This is a genomic window from Streptomyces sp. NPDC059255 (assembly GCF_042752355.1).
GTDB lineage: Bacteria > Actinomycetota > Actinomycetes > Streptomycetales > Streptomycetaceae > Streptomyces.
Genome location: NZ_JBHYZP010000017.1, coordinates 64,569 through 86,251 on the forward strand (window position 1 = coordinate 64,569; position 21,683 = coordinate 86,251).

Annotated in this window: 21 protein-coding genes and 1 pseudogene; 9 read left to right on the forward strand and 13 right to left on the reverse strand. The window is 69.8% G+C overall.

Annotation, left to right across the window (positions count from 1 at the left end):
* Window positions 1-24: 24 nt before the first annotated feature.
* Window positions 25-279: a hypothetical protein gene (locus tag ACFXKG_RS20765; protein ID WP_384840856.1), complete on the reverse strand. Its 255-nt coding sequence runs from the start codon at window positions 277-279 to the stop codon at window positions 25-27.
* A gap of 598 nt (window positions 280-877) precedes the next feature.
* Between ACFXKG_RS20765 and ACFXKG_RS20770 the strand changes: the two genes are divergently transcribed.
* Window positions 878-2,248 carry a hypothetical protein gene (locus ACFXKG_RS20770; protein ID WP_384840859.1) on the forward strand — a complete coding sequence of 457 codons (1,371 nt, stop codon included), beginning with the start codon at window positions 878-880 and terminating at the stop codon, window positions 2,246-2,248.
* Between the two features lie 299 nt (window positions 2,249-2,547).
* Here the strand turns inward: ACFXKG_RS20770 and ACFXKG_RS20775 are convergent, their stop codons facing one another.
* Window positions 2,548-3,330, reverse strand: a complete 783-nt coding sequence (locus tag ACFXKG_RS20775; RefSeq protein ID WP_384840862.1) for an SDR family NAD(P)-dependent oxidoreductase — start codon at window positions 3,328-3,330, stop codon at window positions 2,548-2,550.
* Between the two features lie 85 nt (window positions 3,331-3,415).
* Between ACFXKG_RS20775 and ACFXKG_RS20780 the strand changes: the two genes are divergently transcribed.
* From ACFXKG_RS20780 to ACFXKG_RS20790, 3 genes are all read left to right on the forward strand, one after another.
* Window positions 3,416-4,267: a helix-turn-helix transcriptional regulator gene (locus ACFXKG_RS20780; RefSeq protein WP_384840865.1), complete on the forward strand. Its 852-nt coding sequence runs from the start codon at window positions 3,416-3,418 to the stop codon at window positions 4,265-4,267.
* 677 nt (window positions 4,268-4,944) lie between these two features.
* Window positions 4,945-5,529, forward strand: a complete 585-nt coding sequence (locus ACFXKG_RS20785; protein WP_384840868.1) for a hypothetical protein — start codon at window positions 4,945-4,947, stop codon at window positions 5,527-5,529.
* 104 nt (window positions 5,530-5,633) lie between these two features.
* Window positions 5,634-5,804 (forward strand): hypothetical protein, encoded by a 171-nt coding sequence (locus ACFXKG_RS20790; protein ID WP_384840871.1) that lies wholly within the window; start codon window positions 5,634-5,636, stop codon window positions 5,802-5,804.
* A gap of 252 nt (window positions 5,805-6,056) precedes the next feature.
* Here ACFXKG_RS20790 and ACFXKG_RS20795 read toward each other — a convergent pair whose 3' ends face one another.
* The 3 genes from ACFXKG_RS20795 to ACFXKG_RS20805 all read right to left on the reverse strand — a co-directional run bounded on the left by ACFXKG_RS20795 (window position 6,057) and on the right by ACFXKG_RS20805 (window position 9,690).
* Window positions 6,057-7,445, reverse strand: a complete 1,389-nt coding sequence (locus ACFXKG_RS20795; protein ID WP_384840873.1) for an FAD-dependent oxidoreductase — start codon at window positions 7,443-7,445, stop codon at window positions 6,057-6,059.
* Between the two features lie 776 nt (window positions 7,446-8,221).
* Window positions 8,222-9,079, reverse strand: a complete 858-nt coding sequence (locus tag ACFXKG_RS20800; RefSeq protein WP_384840876.1) for an NACHT domain-containing protein — start codon at window positions 9,077-9,079, stop codon at window positions 8,222-8,224.
* On the reverse strand, window positions 8,995-9,690 hold the full coding sequence (locus ACFXKG_RS20805; RefSeq protein ID WP_384840879.1) for a hypothetical protein: 696 nt from the start codon (window positions 9,688-9,690) through the stop codon (window positions 8,995-8,997). Before ACFXKG_RS20805 ends, ACFXKG_RS20800 begins: the two co-directional genes overlap by 85 nt.
* Before the next feature lie 338 nt (window positions 9,691-10,028).
* On the opposite strand from ACFXKG_RS20805, the gene ACFXKG_RS20810 reads away from it, so the two are divergent.
* A complete protein-coding gene (locus ACFXKG_RS20810) occupies window positions 10,029-10,547 on the forward strand; it encodes a hypothetical protein (RefSeq protein ID WP_384840882.1) in 519 nt (172 codons plus the stop codon).
* On the opposite strand, the gene ACFXKG_RS20815 is transcribed toward ACFXKG_RS20810, so the two are convergent.
* Entirely contained in the window at window positions 10,513-11,901 is a 1,389-nt protein-coding gene (locus ACFXKG_RS20815) for an alpha/beta hydrolase-fold protein (RefSeq protein ID WP_384840885.1), read from the reverse strand. The two genes, ACFXKG_RS20810 and ACFXKG_RS20815, sit on opposite strands and share 35 nt — an antisense overlap.
* Window positions 11,902-12,200: 299 nt before the next feature.
* Here ACFXKG_RS20815 and ACFXKG_RS20820 point away from each other — a divergent pair, with 299 nt between their 5' ends.
* Complete coding sequence (locus ACFXKG_RS20820; protein ID WP_384840888.1) at window positions 12,201-12,887, forward strand: class I SAM-dependent methyltransferase; 687 nt, start codon at window positions 12,201-12,203, stop codon at window positions 12,885-12,887.
* A gap of 280 nt (window positions 12,888-13,167) precedes the next feature.
* Here the strand turns inward: ACFXKG_RS20820 and ACFXKG_RS20825 are convergent, their stop codons facing one another.
* The 6 genes from ACFXKG_RS20825 to ACFXKG_RS20850 all read right to left on the reverse strand — a co-directional run bounded on the left by ACFXKG_RS20825 (window position 13,168) and on the right by ACFXKG_RS20850 (window position 18,111).
* A complete protein-coding gene (locus tag ACFXKG_RS20825; RefSeq protein WP_384840891.1) occupies window positions 13,168-14,184 on the reverse strand; it encodes a zinc-dependent alcohol dehydrogenase family protein in 1,017 nt (338 codons plus the stop codon).
* A 58-nt stretch (window positions 14,185-14,242) separates the two neighbouring features.
* On the reverse strand, window positions 14,243-15,247 hold the full coding sequence (locus ACFXKG_RS20830; protein WP_384840894.1) for a zinc-dependent alcohol dehydrogenase family protein: 1,005 nt from the start codon (window positions 15,245-15,247) through the stop codon (window positions 14,243-14,245).
* Window positions 15,248-15,404: 157 nt separating this feature from the next.
* Entirely contained in the window at window positions 15,405-15,755 is a 351-nt protein-coding gene (locus tag ACFXKG_RS20835) for an ArsR/SmtB family transcription factor (RefSeq protein ID WP_384840897.1), read from the reverse strand.
* A gap of 226 nt (window positions 15,756-15,981) precedes the next feature.
* Window positions 15,982-16,425 (reverse strand): alpha/beta hydrolase fold domain-containing protein, encoded by a 444-nt coding sequence (locus tag ACFXKG_RS20840; RefSeq protein ID WP_384840900.1) that lies wholly within the window; start codon window positions 16,423-16,425, stop codon window positions 15,982-15,984.
* Between the two features lie 157 nt (window positions 16,426-16,582).
* A complete protein-coding gene (locus ACFXKG_RS20845; RefSeq protein WP_384841152.1) occupies window positions 16,583-17,692 on the reverse strand; it encodes an endonuclease/exonuclease/phosphatase family protein in 1,110 nt (369 codons plus the stop codon).
* 23 nt (window positions 17,693-17,715) lie between these two features.
* Window positions 17,716-18,111, reverse strand: a complete 396-nt coding sequence (locus ACFXKG_RS20850) for a hypothetical protein (RefSeq protein WP_384840903.1) — start codon at window positions 18,109-18,111, stop codon at window positions 17,716-17,718.
* A 156-nt stretch (window positions 18,112-18,267) separates the two neighbouring features.
* Between ACFXKG_RS20850 and ACFXKG_RS20855 the strand changes: the two genes are divergently transcribed.
* From ACFXKG_RS20855 to ACFXKG_RS20865, 3 genes and pseudogenes are all read left to right on the forward strand, one after another.
* On the forward strand, window positions 18,268-18,963 hold the full coding sequence (locus tag ACFXKG_RS20855; RefSeq protein WP_384840906.1) for a response regulator transcription factor: 696 nt from the start codon (window positions 18,268-18,270) through the stop codon (window positions 18,961-18,963).
* Entirely contained in the window at window positions 18,956-20,080 is a 1,125-nt protein-coding gene (locus ACFXKG_RS20860; protein ID WP_384840909.1) for a sensor histidine kinase, read from the forward strand. Before ACFXKG_RS20855 ends, ACFXKG_RS20860 begins: the two co-directional genes overlap by 8 nt.
* Window positions 20,081-20,538: 458 nt before the next feature.
* A pseudogene (locus ACFXKG_RS20865) lies at window positions 20,539-20,646 on the forward strand (glyoxalase); the annotation flags it as partial.
* A gap of 149 nt (window positions 20,647-20,795) precedes the next feature.
* On the opposite strand, the gene ACFXKG_RS20870 reads toward ACFXKG_RS20865, so the two are convergent.
* A complete protein-coding gene (locus tag ACFXKG_RS20870) occupies window positions 20,796-21,680 on the reverse strand; it encodes a helix-turn-helix transcriptional regulator (RefSeq protein WP_384840912.1) in 885 nt (294 codons plus the stop codon).
* Window positions 21,681-21,683 lie beyond the last annotated feature (3 nt).

The following is a 21,683-nucleotide window of genomic DNA, read 5'->3' on the forward strand; positions in this document are numbered from 1 at the left end:
GAAGACGGCGTGGTGGGTGAAGCCTCAGCGGTGGGTGATCTCGTGGACCGGGCGGGTGCGCAGTGCCGGGTCCGCGAGGACCGTCTCCAGCCGCGGCACATCGGCGGCGGTGCAGGAACGGGTGCCCAGCCGGATCTCGAACGGCCGCGAGGACTCGTTGGTGCGCATCCCCGACGGTCCGTACAGACTGTCATGCCCATCGATGGTCAGACCCACCGTGCCCTTGGGGATCAGCGGCAGATGGTCCTTGCCCGGCGGTACGCCGTCGGTATGGAACACCGTTCTTTCAGTAGCACACCATCAGGGCGGGCGGGTCGACAGGGGAATCGCAGTCAATCGGCGCTGACGGTGAGCACCAAGTGCCCGCCGCGCCGTACCGGTCTCCGAAAACGTGACGCCCTTCCACACCATGCGCCAAGAGCTGACGGGCCGGAAGCTCGGCGTCCGGCGAGATGAACTCGGAAGCTGTGTCTGATGCCGACGTGACAACTTGATCGAAGGGCCCGTTGTCAGTGGCCACCTGTTTACTTGGCACATGACCGACAAGATGAGTCACGGCGACGTCCGGAATCAGCCATGGCACCGTCATCGTCGAGGCATGAAGCTGCTGGTGAGTCTCTTCGGCCAACGCCCTTCGCGGAGTCGCCGGTTCGTGAAGAACAACCGGCGGCCTGTGCCGGCATCAGCAGTTCAGGCAGGGAGACGGCCCGGACACGGAGTGATCAGGGGCCGTCGGCTGTCGACGAGGGTGAATTCATCCCTCCGCTACAGGGCCGAAAAACCGGGGAGCGGTGGGATTCCTTCCGTGTGATGATCCTTCAGGTGCGCCGGGGCTGCCGGCGCGTCAGTCGCGTTACCACACCCTTGGGGGGTAGCAATGAGACTGTTCTCTGCTGGACGCCCGGTACGTCTCAGATCCGGCGCCGCCGTGGCGGTGGCGGCCGGTCTGCTGACTGTCGGCGTCGCCGCGCCCGCGTTCGCTGACGACGACCCGCCGCAGACCGACCAGTTGTGGATCAACGAGCCGTACGAGCAGACGCTGCCGCTCGGCATCGACGGCGGTGAGCCGCAGCCCCGCACCCTCGGCGTCGGCATCTACCACGACAACAAGAACTTCACGGTGACCGACGGCAGGCTCAGCATCGACGTCTCCGACCTTGCCGGGGTCGCCGAAGTGACCTGGCCCGACAACTGCACGCCGAGCGGCACGAGCGCGGTGTGCGACGTCCCCGTGGTGCCCGTGATCGGGGGCGACTACGAGGACCAGGTGTTCCTGACAGTGCGCGCCGCCGACGGTGCCGAAGTCGGCGCGCAGGGCAGGATCACCTACGAGGCGACGGCCACCGGCGGGCCCGACGGCACGCTCACCGCGCCGCACGAGAGCTTCGACACCACGCTCACCGTCGGCGCCGGGCCCGATCTCGCCATCGAGCCCGTCGCCGACATCGAGGACGGTCGGCCCGGCGATGAGCGGACGATCCCGTTCAAGGTCACCAACAACGGCAACAGAAGCGCGAACGGCTTCACCGTCGCGCTGTACGCCTCGTACGGCCTGACGGATCTGACCCGGTACGACGCCTGCACCTACACCACGACGGACGGCAACGACTTCGCACCGTCAACCAAGGCAGCCTGCACGTTCGACCAGGTGCTGGCGCCGGGCGACTCCTTCGCGCTGCCCGAGCCGCTGACGGTGCGACTCGCCTCGCACGCGCTGAACGAGCGGCTGGACATCGATGTCGAACCGGGCGACGGCGCCCAGGACATCGACTCCCAGAACGACTACGAGATCCTCCAGATCGGCGTGGAGAACACCGCGGACTTCTCGGTGACCGGCGACGCCGTCTCCGGCGCGGTGGGGGAGACGGTCACAGCAGAGCTCACGTTCAAGAACAACGGCCCCGCCTGGTTCGGCAACCTCGGCTCCGGCGACGCGGCCGCCCAGGTCCGGCTGATCGTGCCCGAGGGCACCACGGTCACCGGCGTGCCGTCCGACTGCTACCCGCGCACCCTCGACGGCGGCTACTACCCGAAGCGGACGGGCGCCCCGCGCTACGACTGCGACCTGCAGTACTGGGTGCTGGAGGACACGCAGCGCACGTTCGCGTTCTCCGTGCGGGTCGACACCGTGGTGCCCGGCGCGACCGGTGCCGTGAGCGTCCACCCCGCATACGGCGAGTTCGGCCAATACCCCTTCGACTTCGACCCCGATCTCACGAACAACAGGGCTGTTCTGGCCGTCAACTGACCGGCCGGGGGTTCGGAGCAGCCGTCCGAGCGGCTGCTCCGAACCCGCGCCCCACAGCACGGATCCCACCGGGCCGCAGAGTCGCATCCAGCGTGGTGTTGTCGACTGCCGTAGCAGCGCTCCTCGGCCACCGGTCACTGACCGTGATACGACCGCCCCGATCGCCGGCCGGGCCGCCGGCGAGTAACCGGCTCAGACATGCCCCGGCCACCGAGTCGATCAACCGGGGGCATGTCCTGGAGGCTCTGCCGAGGTCGACCGCCGCACGCGGGTCCGCCTCGGCCGGCGCACTCCGCGGCTCAGGCACCGGCCCCGCCGTCGACCGGGATGATCGCGCCGGTCACGTACGATGCCCGGTCGCTGAGCAGCCATGCGGCAGCCTCGGCGATCTGCCGGGGCTCGGCCATCCGGCCGAGCGGGATCGTTGCGGTCAGCCGCTCGACGGTGCCGGGCGTGGCCGCTTCCCAGGCGTCGATCATTTCCGTGGCGGTGCCGCCGGGCGTGATGCCGTTCACCCGGATGTTGTCGCGGGCCCAGTTCACCGCGGCGGTCTCGGTGAGGCTGTTGAGCGCGCGTTTCATGGCCCCGTACGCGGGCAGGGCGGGGTTCGCGCGGCGGCTGCCGATGCTGGAGGTATTGACGATCGCCCCGCCGCCGCCTCGCCGCATGAGCGCGGCCTCAGCGGTCATGGCCGTCCAGTGCGAGCGGAAGTTCACGGCGAACTGCTCGTCGATGTCCTCGTCGCTGGTGGTGTCGACCGGGCCGGGCTGCTGGATCGCCGCGCCGTTGTTGAAGGCGCCGTCCAGCCGCCCATGCAGCTCTTCGACGCGGTCGACCGCGGCGCGGATGCTCGCCCGGTCGGCGAGGTCCAGAGGGACGGCGTCGGCGACACCGCCGTGGGCGCGGATCTCGGCGGTGATGCGGTCGAGGGCGTCCGCGCCGCGGGCGGAGAGCACGACGGCGGCGCCCTCGGAGGCGAAGAGCCGGGCCGCGGCCGCGCCGATGCCGCGGCTGGCGCCGGTGATGAACACGACCTTGCCGGTGAGCAGGCCGATGGGTGCGGTGGTGGTGTTTTCTGTCATGCCACCACCGTCGTTCCGGATCGGTACCGGATACAGGCACAGCCAGTACTACGATCCGCTGGCGGCCAGGGCGCACACTTCAGGTATGGACAAGCAGGAACTCGGGGCATTCCTCCGCAGCCGGCGCGAGCGGCTCCGGCCGCAGGACGTCGGCCTCCCCTCAGGCCCGCGGCGCAGGACCCCGGGGCTTCGCCGCGAGGAGATCGCGGTGCTCGCGCACATCTCCACGGAGTACTACGTCCGGCTCGAACAGGGCCGGGCACCGAGGCCGTCGGGCGAGGTTCTCGCCGGGATCGCGGGCGCGCTCCGGTTGACCGACGCCGAGGCCGACCACCTCCACGTCCTCGCGGGTACCGCGCCGATCCGTACCCGGCTGCACCGGCGCGACGTCCGCCCGAGCATCCTCACCCTCCTTGAGCGGTTGCCGCAGACGGCCGCCTTCGTGATGTCCGCCGCGTTCGAGGTTCTCGCGTGGAACGACCTCGCAGCCGCGCTCATGGAGGACTTCGCCGCGCACGCCCCCAAGGACCGCAATTTCGCACGCAGGGCGTTCACCGGGCCGGAGATCACGGAGAGTTCGCTGTACGGAGTCTCCGACGCCGCCGAGTTCCGCCACCGAGTGGTGGCGGAACTCCGGGTCGCTCTCGCCCGCTATCCCACGGATCCCGCGGTGACCGGCCTCGTCGACGAGTTGCGCGACACCAGTCCCGACTTCGCCCGGCTCTGGGAGCGGCACGACGTGCAGTCCGTACCGACGCTCACGAAGTCCTTCCGGCACCCGGTCGTCGGGGAAGTCACCGTCGACTGCGACACGCTCACACTCACGGACCGCGACCAGCACCTCGTGCTCTACAGCGCGCCGCCGGGATCCCCGGGCGCCGAGGCTCTGGCTCTCCTGAACGTCCTCGGAGCCCAGGCCGGAGATTACCTGCGGTAGCACCCAGTCACGACCCGGCTCGACCTGGCCCTCCAGCCCCTCGGCCGCCCGAAGAACACCCCGGATTCGTCATGTACGCACGGCTCCGCAGCCCGCTCCGGCGCCCGCCTCGTGCGCAACCGTCCGTACCGGGCGCGAGGTGTGGACTTCCGGCCCTGCCGCCAAGACCGTGACTCGTCCGGAGAACCGTGCCCGGCCCGCCCGGCGTCCTTGTCCGGAACGGACTCGGAACGTACAGAAGGCTCGCCCCATGCTCACACAGCACGACCACCCGGTGCCGACGACGGGCGGAAGTCCGGAACGCGGCGTCATGGCAACAGCGTTCGCCGTCTTGCGCCGGCACCGGGGCACTCTGGCGGGTGCGACGGTACGCGTCGTCGGCCTGACCGGACTGGCCGGGCTGCTGACGACGGCCGCGATATTCGCCCTCGCCTGGCCCCTCTTCACCCACATGCGAAACCAACGCATCTGGTACCGGCACATCGAGGACCCCTACTCCCACGACCACACCGACCTGGTACGGGTCGCCCTCTGCACGCTCCCAATCTTCCTGGCCCTTCTCGGCGCCGGCAGCGCGGCTTTGCAGACCGTGTGCTCCCGGGCGGTCGCGGCAGGGCCTCAAGGACCCCCGCAAACGGACCCGGTCACGTGGAGCGGTCCCCGCGCGGCTGCGACCGGTGTTCGCCGTGTACGCGCTGCGCGGCCTGATCGTATGGCCCCTGCCGCTGCTCGTCGGAGCCGTGGCGAACAGTCTCACCGGCAGTCATCTCGACACCCCGCAGCCCCTGGAACGCGGATCGTGGCCCTACGCACTCGTCGCGGCCTCTCCTGCCGCCGCCGTGTTCGCCGCCGTGCTGCTGCGCCTCGCGCTCACCCTCGCCCCGGCCGCCGCGGCCCGTGGCCTCGGCCCCCGCGCAGCCCTGCGCCGTTCCTGGTCGCTGACGTGGACGCGCACCGGAATGACCCGTGTCCTCGCTCTCGCCCTGCCCTCGGCCGCGCTCATCGCCGGGCTGGTCCGGCTGGTGACGCAGCTCGCCCTGCCGCTGCGCCCCCTCGTACGCGCCTCCCTCGAACAGGCCACGGGTAACTTCTTCGCCGCGTATTACGCCGGCATCCTCGCGCCCGTCATCGTCGGCATCCTGGTCACCGCGGCCGTGACCCTCCCACTCACCTGCACGGCTTTCGCGGCCCTCCACGACCACCTGCGGTCGGCCCGTACCTCCCCGCAACGCGCCGAGTCCACAACGGACTTCACCGCCTGACGCACACGAAGAACAGCGTCACGCCCCTGCGCGAGGCGATCCGGCTCCTCAGCAGCGAGGGGCTGCTCACGGTCGAGACCCACCGCGACGTCCGGGTCTCCGTGATGAACTCCGACGAGGCCCGCCGGCTGTTCGAGGTCCGCCTGTCCTTGGACCCGACCGCCGCCGAACTCGCGGCAGCGCGCCGCACGGCCGACGACATCGCCACCACGCCGGGCGACGAACCCCGTACCCGCGATCTTCAGGAGCACCATCAGCGCCCTCGAAGACCGTGAAGGCGTGCGGGCGGTGTGAGGCCCTGATGTTGTGGGCGGGTCGGTGAGGGCGCCGGCAGTGTGACTGGGCGATCACGACGGGCGGCACCGTACTGAACTGCGCGAGCGGGGGATCCCGCCGGTCAGCTCCCACATACGAACTCTCGGGTCAGCCGGGCTCATTGACGTCCTGCGTGCGCGCTGTGCATAACCGTTCGGCCCTGAGAGTGCCGTTCTCAAGAACGGTGGTGTTCCAGTAGTGCGTGGAGCCGGTCAGAGCTGTTCCTTGGTGACCGCCACCGCTCGCTCCAGCAGTGCGGGGTCGGCCAGGGTGCCCGGGTGGCGGAGCATGAAGGAGACATCGTTGAAGGCCCGGGCGACCGTGCTGTCGCTCATGGCGGCGGTCATGATCTGTTCGAGGGCCCATCGCCGGCGGCGGACGTCCTCGGGCACGTCGGTTCCGTTCAGCGCGTCGAGGCGTGCCATGTCGCCGCCGGCGGACACGGCCCACGCGGCGTCCACGACCACCTGCTGCAGATCGAAGAACGCGGTGGCGGGGGAGTCGAAACGGTGCCCGCCGACCAGGTACCGGGACAGGCATGAGGCGTGCAGCACCGCCGAGGACATGCCCTGGCCGTAGATGGGGTTGAAGGAGGCCACGGCGTCCCCCACAGCGACGAGCCGCGCCGGCAGACGGTTCGCGCCGACGAAGTCGCGTCGCCGGCTGTCGGCCTGTCGGTAGGTGACGACGTCGCGGGTGACGGCGCCCTTGGTGGCTTCGCGCCAGACCTCGGGCATACTCGCGCACACCGTACGGAACTCCTCGGTGGTCGCACCTGGCCGGTCCTCGCCGAAGCCCACCAGCATGACGATCCACTGCTCGTCCTCCACCGCGGACAGGGTGGCGATGGACACCCCGTCGGTTCTGTACTGCGGGGTGAAGGTCCCGAGTGCGGTCGACACCTCCAGGTCGACCGCTTGCTCGGGACGCTCGAAGAGGGCGGTCGCATAGTTGATCGGGCTCTGCAGCCGCTCGATCGCCGGCTTGTCGAAACCGTCCTGTTCCAGCCACTCCGCCAGTCTGCTGCCGCGCCCCATCGCGTCGACGACGAAGTCCGCGGCGAGGACACCCGGTTCGTCGCCGACGTACCGCACCGCGCCGACGGCGTCGTCACGGTAATCCAGTCCCGTCACCCTGGCGCGAAGGACGGATACGTTGGGCAGGGCCGTCACCGCGTCGCGCAGACGGGCTTCGAGGAAGGGTCGGCTGGCCGTGAGCAGGGAGTGCGCCACGGAGCCGCTCGGCTGGTAGGAGCCGTCGTGGGTGATGAGCACCTGAGCGGGAGTGCCCAGGACCGCGCCCTTGTCCCGGGCGTCCTGGGTGAATCCCGGCAGCCAGCGTTCGATCCAGTGCAGGCCGGAAGGCAGCAGTGCGTGTACCTGCTGGACCTGCGGCACTCCCGCCCGTGACCCGACGGGCCCGTCGAGGTTGTCGCGTTCCACGACGACAACACGGCGTGCGTGGTCGGACAGAACCCGCGCGGCCAACAGCCCGGCGACGCTGCCGCCCAGGACACAGGCGGTGTCGAACAAGGAGGTACCGGCGTCCGGTGGACCGGCCGCGACGAGCTCGTCGAAAACCGATGGCATGGACTCGATCATGAACGTACTCCTTGGTGATGCGCGCCCGTGCGCACTGCGGCCCGGCTACCGGAGCGGGCAGGTGGTCAGCGCCGTGCATGGCACTGGCTGCGCGGAGAAATGAAGGGGTGGATGTCACTTAGGGGAGGGACGGTCCGCTGCGGCCAGTGGTCTCCGCGTGCCGATGCCATGGCATCCGAGTGCCATGGCATCCGCATGGATGTCACACCGGTGTGTTCGGCGCTCACGGCCAACTCTGCGGCGCCGCACGGTCGATGTCTCGCCGTTGTGCCATCCGAATTCACCATCATGCCTTTACTCTCACGCCGTCTGTGCTCCCGACGGCCGTTGTGGACGGGGCCAGGTAATCGCAGGCAAGCACTCCCTCCAGCCTGCCGAGTGGATCACGTCGCGAGCGAGGGCAGCGGTCGGGCTGCCGCCGGGCATCTCGGCAGCATCAGCGTTCTGCCGAGGCATCGGCCGGAGCGACTCCGAGCCGGTCCGGCCGTGTTGTGATGGGTGTGACGCGATCTTGGCGGGGCCGGTGTAGATCGCCCCGTTCGCCCCGATCGTGCTCGGCATGGTCGAGGATGCCGGCAGCGGCAGCGTGCGGGCGATTTCGTCCGGCTGCCGGTGAGATCGCAGGTCGGCCGGGCCCGTCCGAAGACCGGCCCCGGCCCGGCTGGCGCTGTGTGTGCATACGTGCGCTCCCCTGGAAGTAGACGCTTCTGCAGCTTCTCCCGGGCGCCCTGACGCTCGTATCGGCAATTGCTGCTTATCAGCTCGGCCGCCGATGCCTACGGACCGGATGTCTCCCCGCCGCCCCCTGTCCTCTGCGCGCAGCCCACGGTGGGTGCTGCGCCAGGACCGCAGAGCCACTGTCGCTTCCCTCGGACTGGGGAACCTGCGGGCGGGCGGCGACCCCTGTGTGAGGGCCGCCGTGCCGCTGTTGTTGCCCGCGGCCGCCCTGATGACTTGGAAAGCCAACGAGGCCGCGACGCCGTCAACCCCGTCGACTGGGCCGTCAGTAGCGGTGCCTCGATGAGTGGAGTGGTCAGGACGTTGCGCAGCCGGTTGGTGTGTGCGACGCCGCTGTCCTCGCGCAGCCGTGCGAACAGCGGGTCCCACTTCGTGGACACCAGGTCACCGGTGACCACCTTGCGCATGGTGCGGCGCAGATATTCGGCCACGTCGTTCAGGCCCAAGGGCAGCAGGCGGACAGCGGCGGTGGCGGGCAGCAGGAAGCCTGCCGAGGCGGTGGCGGCATCGAACTCGTCGCCCCGGCTGGTGATGACGACGGGTTCTGCGTGCCCGAGTGAAGCGCGCAATCGCCGGACGGCCTCGGGGCGTGCCTCGGACCGGATCTCGTCGAAGCCGTCGGGTATCAGCAGCAGTCTTTCGGTGCGCAGGAGTTCGACGGCGAGGGCGGTCCCCCAGGCGGTGCGGGCCGCCAGCCAGGAATGGTCGAGGATCAGCCGCGCTTCCGCCCAGGACACCAGGTCCTGGCTGGTCGGATCCCAGGATGCCAGTGGAAGCATCACCGGAATGCGGCCGCCGGGCTTGGCCCCGCTCAGATGGTCCAGCGCGAACCGCGGGGCGAGTACGGACTTGCCGGCACCAGGGGCACCGACCACGAGCGGCCTGCCGGAAGGCACCCGGGCGTTGTCTCGGTAACGGAAGCGAAGCCGCCCGAGAGGTCCAACGGAGTGTCGCACCCGCCGTCCCCGCGCACGCTGGACCAATGGTCGGAAGGCCGTTCCTCGGTGATCCGGCGAACCGGCAGCGGACTGAGATGCTGCACCTTGCGCAGCCTCTCCTGGGCCTCCCACTGCGAGCGCAGTGCCCTCGCGAGACGCTGCGCCGTGCGGTCCGGACCCCGGTCATGACGGCGCATGAGCGCGGGGTTGTTCAGCAGCCGGTTCTGCTGCCGGCGCCAGGAGGCGTGACGCATCCGGTCGAGCGCCATGGGCAGTCCGCACAAGCCCGCAATCAGCGATATCAGTCTTAGGGGGCCGCTATCCAGACTCCCCGGACCGAACAGTCCCACTCCGACGAGCGCCGCGCATCCGCAGAGCAGGAGCAACGGGCCTCCGAACACCCGAAGAGCATCGGCCATGCCCTGGTGACGGTCATGCCTGTCGTCGGCCACCGAGCCGGACTGGGTGACGTAGATATCCCTGCTCGATAGGTAGACCTGGGCGCTGTCACGAGCTTGAGCCTCGATCTGGACGCCGGTCGGCTCCGGATCGCGGGCGGGTGCGTTCACGCGCCCGAGATGTGCTGGTCTCCGCCCGCCCTATACACACGGGAGTTGTCACGCGCCTCGACCCTCATGACAACCGACCGGACCTCGGTCCGTTCGTTCGCCGGGAGAGCCGGGGTGAGATGCTCGTCGAGCAGTTGTCGCAGGTCGGCGGCGATACTCGGATTGTCGCGCAGGAGTTCACGCAGACGCAGCCGCCAGGCCCCACCAGCGCCTGTTCGGTGTCCGGGTCCCCGGCCTCCCGCGGGTACAGGCCGATCTTGCCGGTGACGGCTATCCGGTCTCGCGGGGCTTCAGTGGCGGCCCGGTGTGGGACGACCGGCTGTCGGGTGTGGGTCGGCATGGTCACGGTGGCCGAGTCCGGGCAGCCGCCCGTCAGTTACCTGATCCCCACCGACGGTCTGCTGGCCGCCCGTCCCGAGTTGCATGCGGTCGCGCTGCCTCCGTCGCCGTTCCGGGGCCTTACGGCGTTCCAGGAGTCGGATGCGGCGCTCTTCCACGGTCGGCAGGAGGAGAGCGACAAGGCGGCGCGGGCGCCGGCTGCCGAGCGCCGCGTCACCGTCGTGGCGCCGTCGGGATCCGGCAAGTCGTCGCTCGCGCCGGCCGGTGTGGCGCCACGGCGGCGGGCGCGCGGAGCCCGTGTCGTCGTCATGCGGCCCGCGTCCGGGAGCAGTCCCCTCGCGGTTCTCGCCTCCGCACTGCTGCCGCTCCTGGAACCCGGCCTGTGCGAGATCGTCACCACCCCGTCGACACTCTCCCCGGTGTCTCCTACGAGCCCCGTCTCGCCGAACGCATCGCCTACTGCCGACGAAGCTCCGACTCAGCTCATCGGCGCGACTGGTCGAAGAGCCAGTCGATGACGACGTCGTTCTCGTACGTCTGTGCCCAGGCCCCGTGGGGGCTCACCGGTGTCGTGCCGGCCGGGTAGCTGGTGAACAGCGTATGACTGCCCGTGCGGCGGGCCTGGTGCAGCAGGGCCCGGGAGTGGGCCTCGAATTGTGCCTTGGGCAGGTCGTTGCCCCACTGCCCGCGGGTGACCTTGGCGCCTGCGTTCTCCAATGCGTTCATCAGCGTCCAGGTACCGGGTTTGCCGAAGCGACCCTCCTTGTAGGGGACGACGGGGTCGTCGACGGAATGGTCGGCCCACAGCGGGATGCGCGTGATCCTTTCCATGACGGAGGGGTCGCCCCAGCCGGCGGTGGCGAGGGCCGCGGCATACCTGCCGGGCTGTTTCGGGAGCAGGTTGAGGATTCCCCGCGCGCCCGACGACAGACCGACGAGGTAGAGCCGGTCCGCGTCGACCGGGTACGCGGCCGTCACGGCGTCGATGAGCTCGACCAGTGCGCCCTGCACCTTGGCATCGGTCCAGTCCGTGCCGTCCGGGCCCTCCACGGGGCGGGGCAGCGGGATCTGCGGGGCGAGCACGAATGCCGGGTTCCTGCGCTGGCGTTCAGGCTTGGCGAACGTGACCGCGATCCGGTTGGCGGTGAGCTGGGTCATGTTGTTGTCGGCGACCTCGCCGCCGCCGTGCAGCGTGACCACGAGCGGGTACCGGGTGCCCGCCCCGGGGTGCCGTAGGTACCCGGCCGGCTGATGGAGGCGGAAGTCCAGCTCGAACCCGGTCGAGTCGGTGAACGATCCCGTGGTGAAGTCGTCCACCACGGGGGTGCGCACACCGTCGTTCCGGACGGCGAACGGACGCGCCGCGAGTACGGGGCCGCCGCCGCGCGCCGTCACATCGGCCACCTGCCTGACCGCGTAGGCGCGGTCGAGGGGAAGCGGATCGGTCGCCCCGGCAGCCCGCGCGTTGGTGTCGCCGGGGTCGAGTTCGATGATCAGGTGGTCTCCCGGGCGTCCGGGGTCGGCCCGGTCGTCCACCTCGGCTGTGGTGTTCGGATAGACGCGGGTCACCGTCCGGGCCGCAGTCTTCCCGCCCACGGTGGCGGTGACCTGGAACGCGGAGGGCGGGATCACACCTCCGCGCAGATCGATGGGTACCGCGTACCGGATGGCGACGGCTGCCACCAGCCAGTTGTGCCTCGGCGTCACCCGCGTGAGCAGGTCGCACCGCAGAACCGGATTCGGCCCGGGCGCCGTCGACCGGTCCGCTGCCGCGGCGTCGGCCGCCGCCGCGGTCGCTGCGGGAGTTGCCGCAGCCGCGGTGACGGCGCCTGCGGCGATGGTGAGGGCCGTACGTCTGGTGAACCCTGGCATGAGTCCTCTTCTCGTCATCCGGTGGCCTGGGCTTTCCGCGCGGGAGAGCGCGATGGGTGGAAGGGGCGGGGCGGATGTGCTATGCGAGAGTTTCCGAGCGACAGCGGATCGGCGTCCAGCATCAAACCGGCATATATTCATGCCGGATCCGTATCAAATCTGGCCGTGTGCCTGTGCCGAGGGCTGCGCAGGGGCAGGCGTCTTGCGGGTGTGGCAGCACCACGCGCGCCCTGGAGGAAGCAGCCCGAGTTGGGGAACGGCCGTCTGATCCGGCCCGTTGGACGGGTATGGAGCTGAGTGTGCGAGCGGGACATCAGGGGAGCGGGCCAGGAGCGATCACTCCGGACGGCTGCGCGGTCGAGTTGTACTCGCGGTTGCCGGTCGGGTCCGAGCCGGACGTCGTCGCGGCTGCCGTGCCGGCCGGTGCGCGCATCCTGGAGCTGGGCTGCGGTGTGGGACGTGTGACCCACCCGCTTCTGGAGCGGGGGCTTGCGGTGACTGCGGTGGACGAGTCCCAGGAGATGCTCGACCGCGTCCGTGGCGCGCGCACGATATGCAGCCCGATCGAGGTCCTCGACCTGGGCGAGACGTTCGACGCGGTGATGCTCGCATCGTTCCTTGTACACGCCGGAGACGTTGAAGTGCGGCGTGCGCTGCTGCGCACCTGTGTCCGGCATGTCGCGGCGGACGGCTGCGTGCTGATCCAGCGAGAGGGTGACGATTGGCACACGAACCTGCCGCGTGAGCGTGTCGATCCCAGCGGTTTCACGGTACGGATCGTGTCGGCGGAACCGACCGGCGACGGGGCGAACTCGGTCCACGCGGAGTACGAGTTCCCGGACGCCACCTGGACACAGACGTTCCTGTCCCGACCGCTGACGACGCAGCAGTTCGAGGGGGCACTCGCGGAGGCGGGTCTGAAGGTGGACAAGTACGTGACCGAGGACCGGACATGGGTGCGGGCGCGTCTCTCGGGTCAGAGGTAGGTGGCTGGTCTGCCGTGGGCCCCGTGGCACGGGCAAGGCAGCAAGCGGCTGCCTCGGCCGGGGGCGGGCAACAGTCCGTACGACTGTCGTAGTCGGCCGGTAGCGTCAGGCTCCATGGATGATGTGAAGATCGTTGTTGAGCGTCGGTACGCTGCGGACCCGATCGACTACGAGCGCCTCGTCTCGCTGGTCGAGTCCACCGGCGAACGCGTCGTGCTCACTGAGGCAGGCGTACCGATGAGTGTGCTGTTCCTCGCGCCCCGCGCCGGTCGGCCTCCGGTCACACTCGGGACGCGTTCTCCTCGGCGGCCACGGTGACGACGATCTTGCCGACCTGGGAGCCGGCTTCGAGGTAGCGGTGGGCGTCGACGATGGCGTCCAGGGGGAAGGTCCTGTCGATGACCGGGGTCAGCTCGCCTTTGGCGAGCCCGTCCCGGACGAATTCGACGGCGGAAGCCCGGCGCTGGGTATCGGTGGTGATCTCGAACAGTTCGAAACCGCGGATGGTCAGGTGCTTGAACAGCACGGTGCCCACGTTCAGTTGTACGGGCTCGCGGTCCAGAAGGCCGTAGACGACGATGACAGCCTCGTGGGCGGCTGCCTCGATGAGGTCGGCCAGTGCGGGGCCGCCGACCGGGTCGAAGATCACCCGGGCGCCTTCACCGTCGGTCAGTTCGTGCACGCGGGTAACGACGTTCTCCTCGGCGGTGGCGATGACCGCGTCGGCGCCGGCGTCCAGCAGGTGTCGGCGTTTGGCACTGGTGCGGGTCAGCGCGATCGCGCGCGCGCCGGCCTTGTGCGCGATCTGGATCGCGGCCAGGCCGACGCTGCTGGACGCGGCGGGGACCAGCACGGTGTCCCCGGGGCGCACGGCCGCCAGGTCGACCAGCCCGCCGTAGGCGGTGATGAACTGCATCCACACCGAGGCCGCCTCCTCGAAGGTCAGGTTCTCGGGATGGGCGACGACGGCGTGGGCGGGGGCGAGGACGAGTTCACCGTGCACGGGGTAGTCGGTCATGGTGAACGAGGGCACCACGCTGACTGCGTCGCCCACATGCAGGCCGGTGACACCAGGCCCGAGGGCCTCGACCAGGCCGGCCGCCTCGTAGCCGAGACCTGACGGGAGGACCGGGTCGATGCCGTACTGGCCCAGTCGGAACATCGACTCCGCCCTGTTCAACCCCAGCGCCCGGGTGCGGATGAGGACCTCCTCTTCCATGGGCACCGGGTCGGGTACCTCCTCCAGCCGCAGGACCTCGGGCCCGCCGGTCCGGTGGAAGCGGACAGTACGGCTCATGATCTGACTCCTTCGTGGTCCGGCGCGTGGATTCTCGCGCGGTGGTGCGCGCCCGGGTTCAGGACGCGTCGTCGTGGCGAACGGTGACAACGATCTTGCCGACCTGGCCGTTGGCCTCCAGGTAGCGATGGGCGTCGGCGATATCGGCGAGGTCGAAGGTCCGGTCGATGACCGGGGTGAAGGATCCCGAGGCGAGGCCCGCGTTGACGAACGCGACCGCGCGGCGCAGGCGCTCGGCGTCCGTGGTGATCTCGAAGAGCGTGTAGGTGCTGCTCGTCAGCGCCGGGAACGACTGCGCGTTGGGCAGCGGGGTGGGGCGAGCGTCCAGGGCGCCGTAGACGACCAGGCTGCCACCGGGGGCGATGCCCTGGGCGAGGGTCTCGACGCCGGGGCCGGCGATCGGGTCGAAGGCCAGCCGGACCCCCTCACCGCCGGTGATCTCCTTGACACGGGCGGGGAGGTCCTCGTCGTCGGTGACGATGACGTGGGCCGCGCCGGCGTCCAGGAGACGCTGCTTCTTGCCGGCGCCGCGGGTGGTGGCGATGGGGATCGCCCCGACATGACGGGCGACCTGGACAGCGGCCAGGCCGACGCTGCTGGAAGCCGCGGTGATCAGCACATGGTCGCCCGGACGCACCCGGCCGCTCTCGGCAAGGGGGCCGTAGGCGGTGATATAGGCCATCCACACCCCTGCTGCCTCGACGGGGCCGACGGTCGCGGGGCGGGGCACGACGGCCGAGGCCGGAATGACGACGTGGTCGCCGTAGGTGCCGTACTCGCTCTGCAGGAACGCCGGCACGACGGAGACCGGGTCGCCCTCGGTGAAGCCGTTCACGCCCTCGCCGACCGCCTCCACCACGCCCGCGGCCTCGTAGCCGAGGGTGGAGGGGAAGACCGGCTGGTAGAAGTAACCGCCCTCGCGGTACATGACCTCGGCGCGGTTCAGGCCGATCGCGTCGACGCGAATCCGCACCTCTCCCGCGCCTGGGGCGCCCACCTCGACGGTGCGGAGGGTCAGGACCTCAGGACCGCCGAGCCGGTCGAACTGTACGAGCGTTGCCATGGTGCGTCCATCCTGGGAGCGGGGATCAGAGGCGGGCACCGGATCAGTTCGGCGCCACCACCCAGCCTGCACCTAAGTTCGACGTGCGTCAAATATTGAAAGCCATCGAAATAAGTGTGCCGACTCGCCGCACCGGGGACCTTGCCTGTCCGGCGGCTCAGGCCGAGCCCGCTGCCTCCTCCGCTGTGGAGGCGGTCACCACGGCCGAGAGCAGGCCCGGGAAGCGCTGCTCCATCTCGTCCGTGCGCAGTGTGTTCATCTTTGTCGTGCCCACGTAGTACTGGCGGATCACGCCCGCCTCGCGCAGTACGTTGAAGTGGTGCGTGAGTGTCGACAGTGACACCGGCGCGTCGAACGTGCCGCAACTCATGTCCGCGCCCGCTCGGACCAGTTGGAACACCACCGTGCGCCGCACCGGATCCGCCAGCGCCTCCAGGGCTTGTTGCAGGGAGACGTCCGACAGGTCGGGGTGTTCCACTGTCCGGGCGGCGGTACGGGGGCGGGCCACGGCAACTCCTTGGGCAGGCGCATCGTAATACGGCCATCGTACGACCGGCGTCAAAGTCCCGGCGGCCGTACGATGGCCGGCTCACGCCCGCCGCGTCCGGCCGTGCGGAGCGAGCGCGGAGGGGCGAAGGAACCGGGACGTGTGGTGGGGGACCAGGCTCAACGCGCTCGCTCGTACTTCCGCGTGATGAGGGAGACGGCGTTGTCGAGGGCCCCGTGGGACTCGGTCATGTGGCCGTCGCGGTTCCGAACCCGAGGAAACCGGATTGGGTGAGGTGGGCCCAGGGTGAGAAGGAAACGGCCGCCACGGGCAACGGCAGGCCCGCGGCACGTGCCTTCCTCATGACCGTGATCACCATCGCGCCCCCGGCGGAGTCACCCGGGATCGCGATCTCCTCAGGAGGGGTTCCCGGAACGGGGAGTGCCCGGCCAGCGGCGCACGCGTCGTCGATGGGTGCGGAGAAGGGATGCTCGGGTGCCTGACGTTGGTCGGGCACGTCGACACGCGTCCGCAGCCGCCTGGCATAGTGACGGGCCGGCCCGACATAAGCCTCGACCGCGCCGTGTACGTAACCTCCGCCGGGGTGGCGGAGCAGTGTCCGGTCACCCGCCACTTCCTGCACCACCTGCATGGCCGGCACACCGTTCAGCTCGACCGTCTCGAAGCTCACGCCGTCCGGTGCCGGAAGGACGGCGGCGGATTCCCTGCCGAGGGCGTCCCGTATTTCCTCCTATGCGAGGTCCCCTTTTCCCCGAGAGCTCGGGGCCGATGCCGCTGTCCGCCCGCGTCCAGCCTTCCAGCAGCGTCGCGGAGCTTTCACGCGGTGTTCACCAGCTGATTCCGGCCGCCACTGGGCGGTGGTCGCTGCCGGTGGCCGGCAGGACCCACGAGTTCGTCGGCTCCACACCGCGGACCAGGATCTGGTCGATCCGCGCCACCGGGAACGTCGTCGGCCAGCTGAAGCCGAAGCCGTCCCCTGCCGCGTCCTGGACCGAGTTCATCCGCGAGGTGATGCCGGCGAAGGCACGGTCGTCCAGGGTGCCGTTCAGGTCGCCGAGCAGCACCACCCGCTCACTCCGATCCGCGGCGACGGCCTTGCCGAGCGCCTGCGCGCCGCGATCCCGGCTGTCCGTCCAGAAGCCGTTCCTGGGAAACACGCGTACGGAGCCCAGGTGGGCCACATACACCGACAGCGGACCCCGGTCCGTGGCCACCGTGGTGCGCAGTGCCCGGTTGTAGGTCATCTTGACGTCGGCCGGCTTGGTGTCCGCCAGCGGCCCGTAGTCCATGCTGATGTCGACCGGTTGGGTGTCCGACAGCGGCAGCTTGCTCCACAGCCCGACCGTGCCCTGCACGGTGTGGTACGGGTACGCCTCCTCCAGCTCCTTCTCGTACAGCGGCTTCGCCTGCGGGGTGATCTCCTCCAGGGCCAGCACCTCCGCTCCGGAGGCGGCCAGGTCGCGGGCCGTGCCGGCCGGCTCCGGGTTGCCGGCGCCGACGTTGTGGCTGACCACGGTGAGGTCGCCGCCCGGTTGGGACTTGTCGCCGAGCAGCTCACCGAAGAGGCTCAGCCACACGGTGACCGGCAGCAGCAGCGCGGCCACCGCGGAGGCGGAGCGGCGCCACAGTGCCCCGGCCAGCAGCACTGGGATGAACAGGCCGAACCACGGCAGGCAGGTCTCCACCAGGCTGCCGAGGCCCCCGCGGTCCGTGATCTGCGCGTGCAGCAGCATGACCAGGCCGAGCAGCAGCGCCTGCGCCGCGAGCACCGGGCCGCGCTTCCAGGGCCCCGGCCGGAAGGCGAGGCGGATCGCCCGGCGGCCGCCCGTGCGCCAGGTCCCGGCGCCGGTGTCCCGGATCTCGCGCCGGGTCCCGGCGCCGGTGTCCCGGATCTCGGCGCCGCCCTGCGAGGTCTCCGCCGGGTCCACCCGCGCCATCGTGTGTCCTCGTTCACTGCCGGTCACTGCTGCGTCCTCGGGTCCTGGGTGAAGTCGGTATACATACGCGGGCAACAACGACGATCGCTCGCAGTGGTGCGCGGCTCGCGGGGCGAGGGTTCGTTCCCGTAGGTCTGGTACGGGCCGACTCCGTCGTCCGCGGCAGCCGTTCCGGCCCGGGGGAGGGCCTCGACCGGATCCGGACCGAGGTCGGCCACAGCCGGAATCGCGCCGTCGAAGCCCGTCACGTCATCGAGGACGACGCCGTCAGCCTCGCCGAGCACGCCACGGTGCTCGCTACGAAGAGTGATCGAGGGTGATGTGACCGCGGAGGACGAGAAGGACGAGGAGACCGAGGCGGACGAGGGTTCCGGCGCCTGACGGCCGAGGGCCCCGGCGATCACGGTCGGGACGATCATCAGGCCGACGGCAAGGAGCCACCGAATCCGGTGGCTTGTTGTTCGCGTCGGTGGTGGGGGCCGAGTCATGCCGCCAGTCAAGGTCGCACGGTGTTGCCGGCACGTATGCGGTTCTCGATACGCCGGCGATACGCGCCGGCTCGTAGCATCGACACCATGCGTGTGTTGATCGTCGAGGACGAGCCCTATCTGGCAGAAGCCATCCGTGATGGTCTGCGCCTGGAGGCGATCGCCGCTGACATCGCGGGTGATGGCGACACCGCTCTGGAGCTGCTGAGCACCACCACCTACGACATCGCCGTCCTCGACCGCGACATACCCGGACCGTCCGGTGACGAGATCGCCACACGCATCGTCGCCTCCGGCGGTGGCATGCCGATCCTCATGCTCACCGCGGCCGACCGTCTCGACGACAAGGCCTCCGGGTTCGAACTCGGCGCCGACGACTACCTCACGAAGCCCTTCGAGCTCCGAGAACTCGCGCTCAGGCTCAGAGCGCTCGACCGCAGACGTGCCCACAACAGGCCTCCCGTACGAGAGATTGCGGGTCTGCGGCTGGACCCGTTCCGCAGAGAGGTGTACCGGGACGGCCGCTACGTCGCGCTGACCAGGAAGCAGTTCGCAGTGCTCGAAGTCCTCGTCGCTGCCGAAGGCGGTGTCGTCAGCGCGGAAGAACTCCTGGAACGCGCGTGGGACGAGAACGCCGACCCGTTCACCAACGCCGTACGTATCACCGTCTCGGCACTGCGCAAGCGTCTCGGCGAACCCTGGATCATCGCCACCGTGCCAGGCGTCGGCTACCGCATCGACACAGCGCCCGGCACCGGACACGAGGGAGGAGACCGTGGATAGGGCCCCTGGAGCGAGTGTTCGCCTCAAACTCACCCTCAGCTACGCCGGATTCCTCACGATCGCCGGCGTCCTCCTGCTCGCCGCGGTGTGGGTGTTCCTCCTGCGTTACGTCCCCGAGCGCGCGCTCATCGTCTCCGCCGACGCCCCCACACATGGTGTATTTCCCGTCCGGTCCAACCTCCTGCGCGTTTTCGCTCCGAGAGCAGCCGCGGTGTTGGCATTCCTGCTCGTGTTCGGCCTCGTGGGAGGGTGGCTTCTCGCCGGCCGTATGCTCGCCCCTCTGACGTGCATCACAGGCGCCGCGCGCGCGGCCACTACCGGATCGCTCTCCCACCGAATCCGGCTCCAGGGGCGGAAGGACGAGTTCCGCGAACTCGCCGACGCCTTCGACACGATGCTCGCACGGCTCGAAGCGCACGTCGCCGAACAGCGGAGGTTCGCAGCCAACGCCTCTCACGAGTTGCGCACCCCGCTGGCGATCTCCAAGGCACTTCTCGACGTGGCCCGCACCGATCCGAACCGCGACGCCGGCGAACTCATCGACCGCCTCCACGCCGTCAACACCCGAGCGATCGACCTCACCGAGGCATTGCTCCTGGTCAGCCGCGCTGAGCAGCGGTCATTCACCCGAGAACCCGTCGACCTGTCCCTTGTGGCGGAAGAGGCCACCGAAACACTGCTTCCCCTCGCGGAAAAGCACGGCGTCACCATCGAGATCCACGGCGACATCACCCCCACGATCGGATCGCCGGCGCTCCTGCTGCAGCTGACCATGAACCTCGTCCACAACGCGATCGCCCACAACCTGCCGGACCAGGGCACCGTGTGGGTGAACACCGGCATCCGCCCCGAGACCGTGGTGCTCGCTGTCGAAAACACCGGCGAGAAGCTCACCCCGCAACTCGTCTCGACACTCACCGAACCGTTCCAGCGCGGTACCGAGCGAATACACACCGACCACGCGGGCGTCGGCCTCGGCCTGGCCATCGTCAAAACCATCACCCAGGCACACGACGGAACACTCACCCTCACCCCGCGACCTGCCGGCGGGATCCGCATCACTGTGGAACTGCCCGCGGCGCCGGCCGGGCGACCGCCGGGCGACCTCGCCCGCTGAAGTGCGGCAGGCGTCACGTGCCGGGGACGAGTCCCGCGAGATCGAGGACGGTCTTTCCACGGCGCGGCCCGTCGCCGCGGCGATGTGTGCCTCGGCCGCCCGGCCGGCCGGAAAGACTGCTCGGACCGGTACACGGAACAGTCCCCGTACGGCGAGGTCCACGGCGAGCGCGAGCCCGTGGCACCCGTCCGGCTGGCCGCCGTACCGACCGAGAGAGAGGCGCACCCCGTGGTCGGGACCCGTGAAGTCAGCGAGCGGGACCACCGATTCCGCTCCGCCGGCGAGCCTGACGAGTTCGTCGAGTGAGCCGGCCCCGGACACGTCCAGCGCACGGTCGACGTGCGGGATGCCCAGCGCGCGGACCCGTCCGGCCGGCCCGGTCCGTAGGCGACGGGGACGGCACCGGGACCGGTGAGGAAGTCGTGACTGCTCGGGTGGCCGGTTCCGGGCACGCGGGCAGCGGCGCGGAGATCGTTCATCCCCTGCGGGGCGAGGAGTGGGGGGTACGGCGGTTCTTCGTCCGCGACCCCAACGGCCGTGTGGTCAACGTTCTGAGCCATCGCTGACTCTTCCCGCGTCACGAAGACGGTGCTGGTCACAGCCACTCGTTGAGGCTGCGACCAGTCCGGGCGTCTCCGGACGGCTGCCGGCGGCGCCTCCTTCGAGACCCGTACACCGAGAATCCGGCGGATCCACTTTCCCGGCACCGTTCAGTTCAGTTGGCAGGGTTCTCGAGTGTCGGCTCGGCGATCTCCTGGGTGCCGATGATCGAGAGCAGGCTGAGGAGGTCGGCGCTGTCCGTGCCGAGGGCGGGGGTGAACCAGAGCAGTCGCTGCCGGCCGTCCTCGCTGAACAGATTGAGGCAGTTGACCTCGATCAGACCGATTACGGGATGGTTGAGGCGCTTGCGGTCGTCCCGCCTGAACGCCACGTCGTGGTCGGCCCACAGCGTGGCGAATTCGGCCGAGGTGCCGAGCAGCAAGCCGACCATGGAGCTTGCTTCGGTGTCCTTGGCGTCCCGCCGGGCGGCGGCCGCGCGTAGATCGGCGACGAAGGCGCGGGACTGGGCCTGGTGATCGGCTTCGGGGTAGAGGTGCCGGGCGTCGGGATCGGTGAACCACCGGTGTACGAAGCTGGCCCGAGCGCCCCGGAAACCGGACTGGTCTCCGAGCAGGGCCACCGCGAGCGGGTTCTGTACGAGGGTGACATGCAGGTCGGTGATCACCTGAGCCGGTGTCGATGTCAGGCGATCGAGGAGATCGAGCATGCCGGGGTGCACGTGCGAGGCGGCTCCGCCCTGTACGGGCATCGGGCGATCCGCCAGGTGAAACAGATAGTCGCGTTCGTCGGCGGTCAGGCGCAGGGCCCTGGCGAGCGCCGCGAGCATCTGCTCGGAGGGCTGGGATCCGGCTCCGCGTTCGAGTTCGTTGTAGTAGTCGACCGACGCCCCCGCGAGCTGGGCGATCTCGTCACGGCGCAGCCCGGGTACGCGGCGCCGGGGCCCGGTCGGCAACCCGACGTCGCCCGGGCGGAGGCGATCACGCCGCGAGCGCAGAAAGGTGCCCAGTTCGGTGTACTTCGCAGAACCCATGCACCCCATTCT